Source organism: Lysobacter yananisis, from assembly GCF_031199375.1.
Classification (GTDB): domain Bacteria; phylum Pseudomonadota; class Gammaproteobacteria; order Xanthomonadales; family Xanthomonadaceae; genus Lysobacter; species Lysobacter yananisis.
In genome coordinates this window covers 2,120,477-2,135,297 of record NZ_CP133568.1, presented here as the reverse complement: position 1 = coordinate 2,135,297, position 14,821 = coordinate 2,120,477, and the positions used below count along the sequence as shown (strand labels likewise).

The window sequence follows — 14,821 nt, the reverse complement described above, 5'->3', positions numbered from 1 at the left end:
CCGGCGACTGCGACGGAACTTACGCCGCAGCAGCGGCGGCGCGGTCGCGGCTCACGCCGCCCGTACAGGGGCTCCAGTCGCTTGCGCTTCAAACTGTAGGAGCGACGCGAGTCGCGACCGCGAACCGGCGACTACGACGAAACTTGCGCCGCAGCAGCGACGGCGCGGTCGCGGCTTGCGCCGCTCCTACAGGGGCTCCGGTCGCTTGCGCTTCAGACAGTAGGAGCTGCACGAACGGCGACCGCGAACGCTCGATTGCGATGAGACGCCGATACGCGCACGCCCCAACCGCCCCTCACCGAATATCGATCTTCAACGAAAACTTCGACACCGTGCCGCGGCGCGCGATGGCGCGGAACTGGTACACCTGGATGCGATAGGTGCCATTGGCCGGCAATACCGCGCTCTCGCTCGAACGCCCGTTCTGATAGTCGCTGCTCAGTTCCAGGCCGTCCGCGTCCGGGTCCGGCGTTCCGTTCGCGCGCGGCGGAAAGACGTTGACGTTGGCGTTGGTGCTGCCGGAGATCGTCAGGCGCAGGGTCTGACCGGCGCGGGCGACGACGAGGTACTCCACCGAGTCGTAGCCTTTGATCGCGCCCTTGACCGTGGTGCCGGTGGTTCCCTTGGCGAACTTCACCGGCACGGTGACGACTTTGTCGGCCGCGCCGACGGCGCCGGCGGCGAGCGCCAGCGAGAGGACCGCGATTCGAGCGAAACGGGCGGGAGAAAAATGCATGCGGGTCTCTTCGGCGACAGGGAGGAACCGCGGAATCTACCGCACGCGCCTGAGCGCGGGTTGAAGTTTTTTCGCCGCGTTGCGAGCGCGTGCCCGCACTGCGCCGAATCGGCAGTCCACATGCAGTTGCAATGCAGGCACGCAGCGAGTGCACAGCTATTTCTGCGCGCCGCCCAGCCCTTTTCGTCCCTACCTTTGGCCGCTGGCTTGCCCGCGCCATCGTGGGTCTGTTCCTTGGCCGCCTGGCCTTTGGACCGGTGATGGAGCAGCTGTCGCGACTGGGAACCTGGGCGAGCACGATTGCGCGGTGCGGCCCGCTGGCGGCGAGCAAGCCGCGCTCGATGGGGCGGGACGCTGAGCGATCGCCCCGACTTCGCGCTCAGGTCCGGTCGGCCACCTCGGCGTAATTCGTGGGCGCCGCGGTCTGGTTCGCTCGGCTGGGCGCCACCTGCATCGAACCCAACTGATTCAGCGCATTGAGCGAGATCAACCCACCCGGCGTCGCCGGCGGATCGACTGCAATACCGCGATTGAGGCGTTCGCGCCGCGTCGCATTGCCAGCGATTTCCGCCGCGTTGCGCGCCGCCTGCGCCGCGCGCTCGGCGCGATGCGCCGAATCCTGCGCTTCATGCGCGGCCTTGGTATTGGCCGGCGACGGATGCCGCGAGCGACCATTCGGTATTTAGGTAAATGAAGAACCGACACTCTGCGCGGAATGTCGCGAAACGAGCCACAGGTACAGCGCGATGAATAATGAACGGGGTGCGTCGTGACACACTGGCGGTTCGCGCGAACGAAATCCACCAGACGACAAGGAGCGGCCCGATGGCGAAGGAAGCAGCAAGCATGGATGAAGCGGCCGATGTCGCCGAAAGGATCGCCAGGGCGCCTACTGAAAACGTCGCGCGCCAGATGATCGAGTACGCGCGCAGCGTCGAGCCCGACGGCATGCTCAATATCCAGACCTTGACCGAAAGCATCCGGTTCATGCCGAAGGATCGTCAGGCCGAGATCACCCAGAAGATCTCCGAGATGATTCCGCCCGAAGAGGCCGGCTATCTGCGCAACGCGCTGGCCAAGCCGGATCCCTTCGCCGAGTACCGCGATGCCCATCGCAAAGGCCGCAACATGGCCTTCGCCCCGGAAGAGGCGGGAGTCGATGTGGACATTTCGATCAAGAACGGCGCCGGCCAGGAAGTGAGCCTGACCGACGGCAGCTACACGCAGGGCGCCGGCCCCATTTCCAAGAACCTGGAAACCGGCGAGGTCGGCGTTTCGGTGCCCACGCCCATTCCCGGGGTCGAAGCGAAGGTCGGGCACGGCCCCGGCGCGCTGCCCATGGATCCCAACCAGACCAAGGTGGGCGTCGGCGTCGGCGTCGAGGCCGGCGATATCGGCGTCGAGGCCAGCGTCACGGTGGGTTTGAAGCAGCCGAGTCCCGGCATGGACGGTGCCTGGATCCAGACCAACGAGAAAGGCCAAGCCGTCATGGCCGGGCATGCCCAGCGCACTTCGCGCACCGGCCAGTTCGGGCCGATCGTGGAAACCCGTGTGGTCGGGCCGGACGGCACCGTCACGCGCGCGGACGTCGAAGTCGAATCGAAAAAGATGGCCGAGGCCCTCGTCAATCCGGCGTGGACCGACGGGCGCGCGACCACGGGCGAGAAGACGCCCGAGCAAGCCCAGCAGGAAGCGGTGTTCAAGCAACTCAAGGAAGGCATCCCGCCGGGCGATCAAGCGCTGTTCAACAAGCTGCGGGTGCTGGCGCCGGCGGGTACGTCCTACGAGACGGTCGCCGAAGCCCTGCTGATCGCCAAGCACAACGGCATCAACGATCCCAAGGACCTCAGCGATGGGTATCGGGACGGAAACTCCTGGAAGCTGACCGGCCCCAAGGGCGACCTCGAACTGGCCATCCTGGACGCGCCCAAGCCCGATGTCGCGGACGTGCTGCATCGCTTGAAGACGGACACGTTCCCGCCGTCGCAGAATCCGTCTGCCGCGGCGCCCGCTACCGACAGCGCCAAGCCGGAGGAGGGCCGCCAGCAGGCTGCGGCGGCCGCGCCTGCCGCTGCCACGCCGACTGCGAACGCCAGTGCGGTGTCGAACCTGCTCGATGGCATGCTGGCCGGCGATCGCGCCGCCCTGGCCGCTGCGCGCGAGCAGCCGGCGGGACAGGACCTGCGTGCGTCGGCCGTAGCCGAAGCCGACCGGCAAGAAGCGGCGCAACGCGCGCAGACCCCGGCCGCGCCCGCACCGGAAATGGCGACCGAATCGCCGGCCGCGCCTTCGCGTGGCGGCCGCTGACACGCAGGAAGGTTCCGGCCACCGGTGAGGCAAGGGCCGCACCCGGGATACTCGGGGAGCGTCCGGCTTCGTTCTGAGCCGAACGCTCGCGGGAGACGGCGGCGGCGCAGCGGCTCGAACAGCACGCCGCGCCCGAAGCGCGCAAGGTGCACTGGTCGCTCGAAGTGGACCCCGCCGATCTCTACTGAGCCGCACCCGTCCCCTGCAGGAGCGACGCGAGTCGCGACCGCGAAACCGCGCCTGCGACGCAAACGGCCGCCCCACGGTCGCGACTCGCGTCGCGCCTACAGCGGCCGTCCGCCGCGACACCGCGATCCCGGCGATACGTCCGCCGCGTTCGCTGCGAAGGGCGATTACGCCTTCGTTTCCTCTTTGACCTTGGGCTTGCCCGCGCCGGCCTTGTCAGGTTCTTTGCCCGGCTCTTTGACCGCGTCCTTCGCCGCATCCTTGACCGCCTTGCTCTTGGGCTTGTCGCGGACCCACACGACTTTGTTATTGCGGCGAGTCTCGAACAACCCCGAAGCTTCGATCAGATCGCTGAGCTTGCGATAACCATAATTGCGCGAGTCGAACGACGCTTGGTTGGCGACCTGGTTGCCGACCGCGCCCAGATGCGACCACCCGTCGTCGCCGCTGGCCGCCTCCACCGCGCGCCGCAGCATCCGCACCAGGCGGGTGTCGCTGCGCAGGTCCTGCGGGCTGCGCAGCGCCACCGTGGCCACGGTCTCGTCGGCCTGCACTTCCGCCGCCGGCTGGCCCAGCCCTTCGACGTAGGTGAACTTGGAGCAGGCGTTGACGAAGGGCTCGGGCGTTTTCTTTTCGCCGAAGCCGTAGACCTTGACCCCGTCGGTCAGCAGCCGCATCACCAGCGGGGTGAAGTCGGCATCGCTGGAGACGATCGCGAAGGCGTCGAGGTTGCGCGCGTACAGCAGGTCCATGGCGTCGATCACCATCGCCATGTCCGAGGCGTTCTTGCCCTTGGAATACGCGAATTGCTGGATCGGGCGGATCGCGTACTCGTGCAGCACCGCTTCCCAGCTTTTCAGGTTCGGGCTTTTCCAGTTGCCGTAGGCACGGCGCACGTTGGCCGCGCCGTAGCGGGCGACCTCGGCCAGGATCACCTCGATCTTGGCCGCCGGCGCGTTGTCGGCGTCGATCAACAGGGCGATGCGTTTTTCTTCCGTGGCCACGGCCATGCGCTCAGCTCCCCGGCCGCGGCGCGGCCGTCCGCGCCAGCCTAGCGCAAGCCGGCGCGGGCGGCGATGCGCGCGGCCGCCAGTCAGAAGATAGCGCCGGTTTCATGACGGGCTAACCGCAATGGGCGAAAATGGCGCGGATACCTAACGACAGACCCCACTGCCCATGAGCAACCGACTCGAACAGCTGCGCCAACTCTCCGCCGTGGTCGCCGACACCGGCGACATCGAGGCCATCGCCCGCTTCCACCCGCTCGACGCCACCACCAATCCCTCGCTGCTGCTCAAGGCCGCGTCCCTGCCCGCGTATGCGCCGCTGATCGACGCCGCCGTCGCCCAGGCCCGCGGCGGCGACGCGCAGGCGCGCGTGGCCGACGCCGGCCTGCGCCTGGCGGTGGCCATCGGCGGCGAGATCCTCAAGCTGATCCCCGGCCGCGTGTCCACCGAAGTCGACGCGCGCCTGAGCTTCGACACCCAGGCCAGCCTCGACCAGGCGCGGCGCATCGTCGAGCTCTACGACGCCGCCGGCATCGGCCGCGACCGCCTGCTGATCAAGGTCGCCTCGACCTGGGAAGGCATCCGCGCCGCCGAGCAGCTCGAACGCGAAGGCATCCACTGCAACCTCACCCTGCTGTTCTCCTTCGCCCAGGCGGTGGCCTGCGCCGAAGCCGGCGTGTACCTGATCTCGCCGTTCGTCGGCCGCATCCTCGACTGGCACCTGGCCAACGGCGCGGCCAAGCCGGCCACGCCGCAGGACGATCCGGGCGTGCAGTCGGTCGCCCGCATCTGGAACTACTACAAGCGCCACGGCTACGACACCGTGGTCATGGGCGCCAGCTTCCGCAACGTCGGCCAAGTGCTGGCGCTGGCCGGCTGCGACCGCCTGACCATCTCGCCGGAACTGCTCGGCGAGCTGGAAGGCAGCGACGGCGAGGTGCCGCGCGCGCTCGAAGACGACGGCGCGCGCGCCGCGCCGGGCGAGCGCCTGAGCGAGGCCGCATTCCGCTGGCAGCACAACGAGGACGCGATGGCCACCGACAAGCTCGCCGACGGCATCCGCCGCTTCGCCGCCGACCAGCGCAAGCTCGAAGACCTGCTCGCGCAACGCTTGAACGGATGAGGAGGCCGCCATGTCCGACACCCGCAAGCATGTCGTCATCGTCGGCGGCGGCTTCGGCGGACTGTGGGCGACCCGCGCACTGGCGTCCGCGCCGGTGCGCGTCACCCTGATCGACCGCCGCAACCACCACCTGTTCCAACCGTTGCTGTACCAGGTCGCCACCGCCGGCCTGTCCTCGCCGGACATCGCCGCGCCGCTGCGCCACATCCTGCGCAAGCAGGCCAACGCGGAAGTGCGCCTGGGCGAGGTCGTCGGCCTCGACGCCGACGCGCGCTGCGTCGTCCTCGCCGACGGCGAGCGCATCGGCTACGACTTCCTGCTGCTCGCCAGCGGCGCCACCCACGCCTACTTCGGCCACGACGAATGGTCCGCGCACGCGCCGGGCCTGAAGACCCTCGACGACGCCCTGCACATCCGCCGCCGGGTGCTGCTCGCGTTCGAGCGCGCCGAGGCGGCGCAGACCGAGCAAGAACGCGCGGCGTGGCTGCACTTCGCCGTGGTCGGCGGCGGCCCGACCGGGGTCGAGCTGGCCGGCACCCTGGCCGAGATCGCGCACAAGACCCTGCGCCGCGAGTTCCGCCGCATCGATCCGGCGCAGGCGCGGGTGCGCCTGATCGAAGCCGGGCCGCGGGTGCTGGCGAGCTTTCCCGAATCGCTGTCGGAAAAGGCGCGCGCGCAGTTGCAGCGGCTCGGCGTGGAAGTCTCCACCGGCACGCCGGTGGGCTCGATCGACGCCAACGGCTACACCCTCGGCGCCGAGTTCGTTCCCGCGCGCACGGTGCTGTGGGCCGCGGGCGTGGCGGCCTCGCCGCTGGGCGCCCTGCTCGACGTCCCGCGCGACCGCGCCGGCCGCGTGCAGGTGCTGCCCGACCTCAGCGTGCCCGGCCGGCCGGAGATCTTCGTCGCCGGCGATCTCGCCAGCCTGCAGCAGGACGAAGGCAAGCCGGTGCCCGGCGTGGCGCCGGCGGCCAAACAGATGGGCAGCTACGTCGCCCGCACCATCCGCGCGCGCTTGGCCGGCAAGCCCGCGCCGCCGCCGTTCCGCTACGTCGACTTCGGCAACCTCGCCACCATCGGCCGCCGCGCCGCGGTGGTGGACCTGCACGGCTGGCATTTCTCCGGCGTGCTGGCGTGGACGTTCTGGCTGGCCGCGCACGTGTTCTTCCTGATCGGCTTCCGCAACCGCCTGATCGTGCTGCTCAACTGGTCGTGGGCGTACTACACCTACCAGCGCCACGCCCGCATCATCCTCGGCGGCGTGGACGACAAGTCCGCCAACGACGACGAGGACTGAGTCCAGGCCGGGCGGCGACGCAGGCCACGGTAAAAAAAGGGCGCCCGAGGGCGCCCTTTTTCGTTCGTGGCCAAGCGCCCGCTCAGGTGTATCCGTCGTAGTAGTAAGCCGTCGCCTGCACCTGCTGGCTCGCGCCGGTGTCCAGGTCGGTCACGGTGGCCTGCACGATCGCCACGCCGTCGCCGGCCAGGTCGGTCGTGATCGGCACCGCGCACGCGTTCTGGTTGGCGCAGGACGCGACGATCGCATTGGTCTCCAGATCGCGCCAGACGAAACCGTAGTTGCCGGCCGGCAGGCCGGTCACGCTGAACACCGCCACCGACGTGTGGTGCGCGCCGTTGGGCACCCACCACGAACTGCAGGTGTCGGGAGTGGGGATGTCGTAACGGAAGGTGTCGACGTAACACACCATGCCGGCGCCGGTAACGTTGCCGGCCTGCGCCGGCGCGACGTGGCCCATGGCCAGCGCCAGCGCGACCGCGCCCAGGCCGATGCTTGTATTGATGCGCATGAAACTCTCCTTGTCCGATATGCGTGATTCGATATCCGCCGCGCGCTACGGCGTTCGCCGCCGGCGCGCGCGGCGACCGCGATCAGTTGTAGCCGTCCCAGTACCACGCCGTGGCATCGAGCGAACGCTGCGCGCCGGTGGCCGTGTCGGTCACCACCACGCGCGCGCGCGCCTCGCCGTCGCCGCGGGTCTCGGTGGCGATCGGAACGATGCAGTATTGCGCGTTGCCGCAACCCGACGGCGTCTGCCCGGTTTCCAGATCGGTCCAGGCGAAGCTGTAGTTGCCGGCCGCCAGGCCGGTCACCTCGAACATCGCCACCGACGGATTCGTCGCCGTTCCCGGCGTCCAGGTGCTGTGGCACCACTGCGCCTGCGGCACGTCGAAGGCGAAGGTGTCGACATAGCACGTCAGTTGCGCGCCGCTCAGATCCCCCGCGCGCGCGGGCGCGACCGCGACCAACGACAACGCCGCGGCGAAGCCTGCCGCGATCAGCATCTTGCTCACTTCCATGACCCCCTCCTTTTGGTTTTAGACCGGCGCATGGCGCGGCCGGCGCCGCAGTCTTGAGCCAGCGCGCGGGCGCCGGCAAGGAGGACGCCGCATTGCTGCGACGCGGCTTGCAGTTCTCAACCGTCCGCGCGGCGCGGCGGCGGCGAAGTTGCGCGCCGGCGCAACCGCGAATGGCGCCGGCTCATGCCTGCGCGGGCTCGCGCTCGATCGCGCACAGGAAACAGCCGTAGCGCGCGTTGTGGGCATGGATCCGGGCCACGCGCGGATCGTCGAAGAGTTCCTGCACCGCCGCCTCGGCGTCGCGTCCTTCGAGCGCGCGCGCCTGCAACATCCAGCCGTCGGCGTCGTAAGCGCGCAGCGACAGATGGCGGGTGGCGAGGATCGACGGCAGCCGATTGCGCAGCGTCGGCGCGCGCACCGCGCCCTCGCGCACGAAGATCGGGCCGCTGGCGCGATACGGACCGTCGCAATCATGGTGCTCGAAGGTCAACAGCAACAACCGCTCGCCGGGCGCGGCCTCGGCCAGCGAAACGCGGCAGGGATACCCGGTCGGCGAATCCGCCACGACCCGGCGCATGCCGTGCGCGCGCAGCGCGTCGTCGTCGAGCGCGAACAACGGCGCGAAAGCGTGCGGGGCGAGACCGTCGATTCGATAAGCGTGCATGGCGCGGGTTCCGGTGTGGGGGACGGTGCCAAGTTAGGCCGGCCGGGGCGGCGGCGATATCCGGGTCTTGCGGGGCGCGGGCATTGGTTTAGGCTGGCGGCCCGCGCGCAAGACGCGACTCGCCGATGAAGGACCGCATGAGCGCGCAGCGCAATCCGCCCCCGACTACGTACCCGCGTCCGCGCCGCCGTTCGACGCCGGCGTTGCTGCTGGCGCTGGCCGCGGCCGCCTGCGCCGGCGCGAACGCGGCCCCGCCTGGACTCCAGGCTCCCGTGCCCGCCGCGACACCGGCGGCAACCCGTGTGTCGGCCGAGGACTTCCTCGCCCAAGTCGGCGCCGAATCGCAAGCCGCCGACGACTTCGGCCGGCGCCACCTGCCGCTGCAGTTCTCCGGCCGGCTCGACCAGGCCGTGGCCGAACTGGTCGCCTACGCCGAGCGCGGCGGTGCCGCGCGCCGCTTCGCCATCGGCAACATGCTGTGGGCGATGGCGCCCGACGCCTCGCTGGGCCTGCACCGCGGCGCCGACGCGCTGCAGCCGGAGCAACCGGAAATCCTGTTCGAGCTGGCCTTGCACTACACCCGCAAGGACGACTGCGCCGCCGCGTTGCCGTTGTGGGCGCGACTGCGCGCCGGGCCCGTCGGCATCCCGGCTACGGCCACCTATGTCGCCGCGTATTGCCATCTCGCACGCGGCGACCTGCGCGGCGCGGTCGCGATCGTGCGCGACAGCGACGTCGATTCGCACCACGTCGGCGCCGAGAAGATGTCGTACGAAGTCTTCGGCGGCCCCAGCGAACTGAGCCTTTTCGACCGCGACTACCGCCAGGCCGCGGGCGGCGACCGGGTCGCGCTCGAGCGCCTGCTCGCGCGCTCGTTCGATTGGCACGGCGACTGGTGGAACGCCGCGCCGCAAGCGTCGGCGCAGGACGCCGCGATCACGCTGGCGCGCACGCAGTGGGGTCCGCAACAACGCGAGCGCCAGCAATGGGATTGCTTGTGGCCCAAGCTGCGCGACAGCGCGCAGGCCTTCGGCTACGACGACCTCGAGCGGTGCCGGGTGATCGTCGGCGGTCATCCGCCGTCGGCCCATCCGTACCCGGCCAGCTCGGCGCTGGGACGGGTCGCGCTGGGCCGCGCGGTGGCGCGCGCCGTGCAGCCGCCGGATTTCGCCGCCCTGCTCGCCCGTCACGGCGACACGCTGCGCGAACGCGCCCGCAGCGAGGCCGGCGATCTGGAAGCGCTGCGCGTGCTGGCCTATCTGCAGCAAAGCGCGGGCGATGCCGCCGGCCTCGCCGAGAGCGACGAACTGGGCTGGAAGCGCTATCGCGACGAACGCTTCGCGCGCAGCCGCATCCAGCACGCGGGCCCCGCCGCGGGCGCGACGCCGGACCCGGCCTACCGCGCGATGCTGACGCAGGCCGCGCGCGACTTTCCGCATTCGCCGCTGTATCCGATGCTGGCGGCGGCCGACCGCGCCGGCGACGGCGACTTATCCGCAGCCGATCTCGCCCGCATCCTGCAGGCCGAGACCCGCACCCTCGACCTGAGCGTGCGCAGCGGCGGCCTGCGTTCGCATTCGCAGCTCAAGGCGCTGTACCGGCTCCTGGACCAAGCGCTGGAAAAAGAAGGCGCCCGGCCCGGCGGCTGAGCGCGCCGCTGCCCGGGTGGGGCGACGGCGCGCGCCGGAGCGCGAGGCCAGCTCCAATGGGGCAAGCTCCAAAGAGGCCAGCTCCAACGAAGCCAGCTCCAACCAAGTCGGCGCCTAGCAAGCCAGCTACAACCGAGCCCGATCCGATCGCCCATAAACAAAAACGGCCCGGGTCGCCCCGGGCCGTTCGTCGTTCCGATCCGCCGCGCGCTTAAGCCGCGAACAGGCCGCGCATCTTCTTCAGCGCGTTGGCCTCGATCTGGCGGATGCGCTCGGCGCTGACGCCGTACTCGTCGGCCAGTTCCTGCAGCGTGACCTTGCTGTCGGCATCCAGCCAGCGGCGCTTGACGATGTCGCGCGAGCGCGCGTCCAGCCCGGCCAGGCCCTCGCGCAGCAGCGCGAGCTGGTTGTCTTCCTCGTCCTCGCGCTCGTAGCTCTGCGAGGGGTCTTCCTCGGCGGCGCGCAGGTAGGCGGCCGGCGACGGCGGGGCGTGGTCGTCGTCCTCGTCGGCGGGGGCGTCGAAGCCGATGTCGCGACCGGACAAGCGCGACTCCATCTCCAGCACTTCGCGCTCGGAGACGTTGAGGTCCTTGGCGACCTGGCTCACTTCTTCGGCGTTCATCCAACCCAGGCGCTTCTTGCTCTTGCGCAGGTTGAAGAACAGCTTGCGCTGCGCCTTGGTCGTGGCGACCTTGACGATGCGCCAGTTCTTGAGGATGAACTCGTGCATCTCGGCGCGGATCCAGTGCACCGCGAAGGAGACCAGGCGCACGCCCTGTTCGGGGTCGAAGCGCTTGACCGCCTTCATCAGGCCGATGTTGCCTTCCTGGATGAGGTCGCCGATCTGCAGGCCGTAGCCGTTGTAGCCGCGGGCCACGTGGACCACGAAGCGCAGATGGGAATGGACGAGTTCGCGGGCCGCGTCGAGGTCTTCCTCGTCGCGGAAACGGCGGGCCAACGCCTGCTCGTCCTCGGCGGTCAGCACCGGGATCTGGTGCACCGCGCCGATGTACGCGTCCAGCGAACCGAGCGCGCTGGGCACAGGCAGGTTGTTGGCGACAAGAGCGGAGGATTGGGCGATAGAGGTCATGTCGGCGATCTTAGCAGTCGGCCTATCGGACTGCTAAAGGGTGGGGAAGTTCCGCAGTGTTGCGCGTTTGGAACGGCCAGGACGGCGGAAAAACGGCTGGCGTTCAGACTGGCGGGAGTGTTTCGGAGCGGACGTGGCCGCGGCGTCGTGAAGCGATGACACCAGTGCGAAAACAGCCTTTCGGATCAGTGAGTTGGACCTGGCCGGCACCGCGCCCGGGAAGCCCTGGCCGAACCCGCATCGGCCGGTTTTCGCGAGCCCTCATGAGACCTGCAGCGGGGCGAAAAGTTCCCGCGGGCGGCCGGGCATCGCCCTGCCGGCCGAACCGACCCAACCGGCCTCTCGCGTGCCCATGCCGGGCGGTTCCAAGCGGTCCTGCGAGCCAGCCCGATCACCCGACGCCCCACTCAAGTGCATTCCCGGCACCTGAACGGGGAAAGCGTTGACACCTTTGGGCTGAAACAGCACGTAACAGCAAGCATTCCATCACAGTTTCGCAATGATTCCGGTCGCTTTCGCGCTTGCGACCGCTTTGCCGAATTGGGCGTACTGAGCGTGCGCCGGCCGCCTGCGCCGGCCCGACCCGGGGAGCTCTCATGATCAGCACGTCCACCCGCCGCGTCCTGCGGCGCCGCCCGCTTTTGACCGCTCTGGCCGTGGCCTTGGCCGCGCCGGCCTTCGCTCCCGCCGCGCTCGCCCAGGACGCCGCCGCACCGGCGTCGGCGCCAGCGCCGGCCGAGCGCAAGGCGACCGAACTGGAGGGGATCAAGGTCACCGCCTCGCGCATTCCGCGCTCGGGCTTCGACACCCTCGAACCGGCCAGCGTGGTGTCCAGCGAATCGGTGCGCGAGCGCGGCATGACCAACGTCGCCGACGCGCTCAACCAGACCGTCGGCTTCGGCATCGGCCAGACTCCGGAAGGCGGCCAGGCCAACTTCGCCGGCGGCGTCAATTTCGTGAACCGCTTCGGCCTGGGCAGCAACCGCACCCTGACCCTGGTCAACGGCCGGCGCGTGGTGACCTCGCGCGCGTTGACCAACTTCGGCGCGTCCGCCGGCGCCCAGGTCGACCTCAACGCGATCCCGGTGCAGATGATCGACCGGGTCGAGAACGTCGCCATCGGCGGCGCGCCGACCTACGGCTCCGACGCCATCGCCGGCGTGGTCAACGTGATCCTCAAGGACCGCTTCCAGGGCGTGGAGGCCAACTTCAACTACGGCATCAGCGACCACGGCGACAACGAGCGGCTGGGCTACAGCTTCCTGGCCGGCGCCGATTTCGCCGACGGCCGCGGCAACCTCATGGTCGGCGGCTCCTACGACGACAGCCAGGGCCTGCTGCGCTCGGACCGCACCGACTTCGCCCGCGCCTACGCCTTCCCCGCCAATCCCAACGCCGCGCAGATGCGCGCCAACCAGCCCGGCCGCAACCCCGAGAGCGACGGCCGCGTGCACGGCAACATCCCGTTCGACACCGGCCCGAACGACGGCATCCCCGGCACCGTGCTGATCCGCGACGCGCGCACCTTCACCAACACCTTCGGCGGCCTGATCCTGCCGGTCAGCGGCGCGGTCACTCTGCCCGGCGGCGCGCTGCGCGGCTTCGGCCCGGGCGAGCGCACCTATCTGCAGTTCGCGCCGAACGGCAACATCGTGCCCTACGACCCGGGCGTGAACTTCGGCACCAGCACGGCCTCCGGCGGCCAGGGCCTCAACACCGCCGACATCACCGCGCTGCTGACCAGCCTCAAGCGCCAGACGGTCAACGTGGTCGGCCATTACGACGTCGCCGACAACGCGCGCCTGTTCGTCGAGGCGATGCACTACCACGCCGATGCCTACTCGCCGACCGACATCGGCACCACCGGCAACACCACCGCCGGCACCCGCCTCAACAGCGCGCTGATCGTGCAGTCGACCCACCCGCTGCTCAACGACCAGGCGCGCCAGCAGCTGTCGGCGCTGGGCATCCGCAGCTTCCGTCTGGCCCGCACCTCGGCCGACCTGGGCCTGACCCCGGACCGCACCGAGACCGACATCGACCGCATCGTGGTCGGCGCGCGCGGCGACTTCGAGCTGTGGTCGAAGCCGTTCGACTGGGAAATCTCGGCCAACTACGGGCGCATGCAGGCGACCACGTCGTCGACGGCGCTGAACCAGCAGAACTTCATCAACGCCATCAACGTGCGCAACGTCGGCGGCCGCCTGGTGTGCGACCCGACCGCCGGCAACGCGCTGTACGCCGCCAGCGCCGGCGCCAACTCCAATCCCATCGCCGATCCCAACTGCGTGCCGCTGGACCTGTTCGGCCAGGGCCGGCCCTCGGCCGAGGCGATCCGCTACGTCACCGGCACCGCGCGAACCGACTTCGAGCAGAAGCAGAAGGTGTTCAGCGCCTTCGTCAGCGGCCCGGTCGCCGAACTGTGGAGCGGCCCGCTCAACGTCGCGCTGGGCTACGAGCACCGGATCGAGGAAGGCGGCTTCACCCCCAACGACTTCACCCGCCGCGGTCTCGGCCGTTCGGTCGCGATCCCGCCGCTCAACGGCAAGTACCACACCAACGAGTACTACGTCGAAACGATGCTGCCGCTGGTCTCGCCCGACGCCGGCATCCCGGGCCTGCGCCGGTTCGACATCACCGGCAAGTTCCGCCGCGTCGACAACAGCGTCAACGGCGGCTTCAACGCCTACACCTACGGCCTGCAGTGGGAGCCGATCGAGGGCCTGCAGATCCGCGGCAACAAGACCCGCTCGCTGCGCGCGCCGGTGATCACCGAGTTGTTCCTGCCGCAGGTGGAGCTGTTCCAGGCCACCTCCGATCCCTGCGACCGCCGCAACGTCACCGGCGGCCCGAATCCGGCCGCGCGCGCGCGCAACTGCGCCGCGTTCTACCAGCAGTACGGGCTCAACCCGGTCGACTTCCAGCAGAACAGCGCCAACTCGCGCGCCGCGCGCCAGGGCGAGCCGAACCTGCGCAACGAGGCGGCCGATTCGTGGACCGCCGGCTTCGTCTGGCAGCCGGAATTCGTCAAGGGCCTGCGCCTGGCGGTGGACTACAACGAGGTCAAGCTCAAGGACCAGATCTTCGCCCAGAGCGTCAACGACGTGCTGTCGGCCTGCTACGACAATCCCGATTTCAACGCCGGCAACGTCAACACCGCCAACTACTACTGCCAGCAGATCCAGCGCCGGCCCGACGGCCAGTTCGACATCGTCGCGGTGCGCTACCGCAACGGCGACTTCATCCACTTCCAGGGCATCACCGGCGAGTTGGCCTACCGTTGGGACGTCGGCGACTGGGGCCGTTTCGACTTCAGCGCCAACGCGCTGTGGGTCAAGCGCTTCGAAAGCTCGACCACCGGCGTGACCGTCGACGACGACGTCGGCGAGATCGGCATGGCCGAGCGCCAGTACCAGTTCGGCCTGGACTACCAGAAGAACAAGCTCGGCCTGAACTTGAACGCACGCTACTTGAGCGCCTCGGTGTTCAACAACGAGAACACCGTGGAGACCTCCGACGTGCTGCGCGCGCCGTCGTACTGGCTGCTCGGCGCCGGGGTGAACTACCGCTTCACCGACAACGTGCGGGTCAACTTCGCGGTGCAGAACCTGCTCGACAAGGACCCGCCGCTGGGCACCACGCCGAGCGAAGTCGGCGTCGGCACCTACGACATCCTCGGCCGGCGCTACAGCATGAGCGTGACGTACCGGTTCGATTGATGCAGGGGCGGGCCGCCCGGCCCG

At 69.5% G+C, this 14,821-nt stretch carries 11 protein-coding genes; 5 read left to right on the top strand and 6 right to left on the bottom strand.

Annotated features, from left to right (window positions below; translation table 11 throughout):
• Positions 1-295: 295 nt before the first annotated feature.
• Positions 296-736, bottom strand: coding sequence for a g-type lysozyme inhibitor (locus tag RDV84_RS08970; RefSeq protein ID WP_309153131.1), 441 nt, complete (start codon positions 734-736; stop codon positions 296-298).
• Positions 737-1,561: 825 nt separating this feature from the next.
• Here RDV84_RS08970 and RDV84_RS08965 point away from each other — a divergent pair.
• A complete protein-coding gene (locus RDV84_RS08965) occupies positions 1,562-3,043 on the top strand; it encodes a hypothetical protein (RefSeq protein WP_309153130.1) in 1,482 nt (493 codons plus the stop codon).
• 353 nt (positions 3,044-3,396) lie between these two features.
• Here RDV84_RS08965 and RDV84_RS08960 read toward each other — a convergent pair whose 3' ends face one another.
• The gene (locus RDV84_RS08960; RefSeq protein ID WP_057949377.1) at positions 3,397-4,239 is read right to left on the bottom strand and encodes an NYN domain-containing protein; all 843 of its coding nucleotides are present in this window, start codon (positions 4,237-4,239) and stop codon (positions 3,397-3,399) included.
• A gap of 166 nt (positions 4,240-4,405) precedes the next feature.
• On the opposite strand from RDV84_RS08960, the gene tal reads away from it, so the two are divergent.
• Both tal and RDV84_RS08950 read left to right on the top strand, forming a co-directional pair.
• Positions 4,406-5,359, top strand: coding sequence for a transaldolase (gene tal / locus RDV84_RS08955; protein ID WP_309153129.1), 954 nt, complete (start codon positions 4,406-4,408; stop codon positions 5,357-5,359).
• A 10-nt stretch (positions 5,360-5,369) separates the two neighbouring features.
• Positions 5,370-6,653, top strand: coding sequence for an NAD(P)/FAD-dependent oxidoreductase (locus tag RDV84_RS08950; RefSeq protein ID WP_250448854.1), 1,284 nt, complete (start codon positions 5,370-5,372; stop codon positions 6,651-6,653).
• 82 nt (positions 6,654-6,735) lie between these two features.
• On the opposite strand, the gene RDV84_RS08945 is transcribed toward RDV84_RS08950, so the two are convergent.
• The 3 genes from RDV84_RS08945 to RDV84_RS08935 form a co-directional block, all read right to left on the bottom strand.
• Entirely contained in the window at positions 6,736-7,164 is a 429-nt protein-coding gene (locus RDV84_RS08945; protein ID WP_057949380.1) for a hypothetical protein, read from the bottom strand.
• Between the two features lie 82 nt (positions 7,165-7,246).
• Positions 7,247-7,675, bottom strand: coding sequence for a hypothetical protein (locus tag RDV84_RS08940; RefSeq protein ID WP_309153128.1), 429 nt, complete (start codon positions 7,673-7,675; stop codon positions 7,247-7,249).
• A gap of 181 nt (positions 7,676-7,856) precedes the next feature.
• Positions 7,857-8,339, bottom strand: coding sequence for a DUF1203 domain-containing protein (locus RDV84_RS08935; protein ID WP_250448852.1), 483 nt, complete (start codon positions 8,337-8,339; stop codon positions 7,857-7,859).
• Between the two features lie 272 nt (positions 8,340-8,611).
• Here RDV84_RS08935 and RDV84_RS08930 point away from each other — a divergent pair, with 272 nt between their 5' ends.
• Complete coding sequence (locus RDV84_RS08930) at positions 8,612-9,988, top strand: hypothetical protein (RefSeq protein ID WP_309153127.1); 1,377 nt, start codon at positions 8,612-8,614, stop codon at positions 9,986-9,988.
• A gap of 211 nt (positions 9,989-10,199) precedes the next feature.
• Here RDV84_RS08930 and rpoH read toward each other — a convergent pair whose 3' ends face one another.
• Entirely contained in the window at positions 10,200-11,078 is an 879-nt protein-coding gene (gene rpoH, locus RDV84_RS08925; RefSeq protein WP_057949384.1) for an RNA polymerase sigma factor RpoH, read from the bottom strand.
• 596 nt (positions 11,079-11,674) lie between these two features.
• Between rpoH and RDV84_RS08920 the strand changes: the two genes are divergently transcribed.
• Positions 11,675-14,797: a TonB-dependent receptor domain-containing protein gene (locus RDV84_RS08920; protein ID WP_309153126.1), complete on the top strand. Its 3,123-nt coding sequence runs from the start codon at positions 11,675-11,677 to the stop codon at positions 14,795-14,797.
• Positions 14,798-14,821: the final 24 nt, after the last annotated feature.

Bases quoted from the DNA above. Each gene is read 5' to 3' on its own strand.
- tal (WP_309153129.1), top strand. From the start codon at position 4,406: ATGAGCAACCGACTCGAACAGCTGCGCCAACTCTCCGCCGTGGTCGCC.
- RDV84_RS08935 (WP_250448852.1), bottom strand. From the start codon at position 8,339: ATGCACGCTTATCGAATCGACGGTCTCGCCCCGCACGCTTTCGCGCCG.
- RDV84_RS08965 (WP_309153130.1), top strand. From the start codon at position 1,562: ATGGCGAAGGAAGCAGCAAGCATGGATGAAGCGGCCGATGTCGCCGAA.
- RDV84_RS08950 (WP_250448854.1), top strand. From the start codon at position 5,370: ATGTCCGACACCCGCAAGCATGTCGTCATCGTCGGCGGCGGCTTCGGC.
- RDV84_RS08945 (WP_057949380.1), bottom strand. From the start codon at position 7,164: ATGCGCATCAATACAAGCATCGGCCTGGGCGCGGTCGCGCTGGCGCTG.
- RDV84_RS08960 (WP_057949377.1), bottom strand. From the start codon at position 4,239: ATGGCCGTGGCCACGGAAGAAAAACGCATCGCCCTGTTGATCGACGCC.
- RDV84_RS08920 (WP_309153126.1), top strand. From the start codon at position 11,675: ATGATCAGCACGTCCACCCGCCGCGTCCTGCGGCGCCGCCCGCTTTTG.
- RDV84_RS08940 (WP_309153128.1), bottom strand. From the start codon at position 7,675: ATGGAAGTGAGCAAGATGCTGATCGCGGCAGGCTTCGCCGCGGCGTTG.
- rpoH (WP_057949384.1), bottom strand. From the start codon at position 11,078: ATGACCTCTATCGCCCAATCCTCCGCTCTTGTCGCCAACAACCTGCCT.
- RDV84_RS08970 (WP_309153131.1), bottom strand. From the start codon at position 736: ATGCATTTTTCTCCCGCCCGTTTCGCTCGAATCGCGGTCCTCTCGCTG.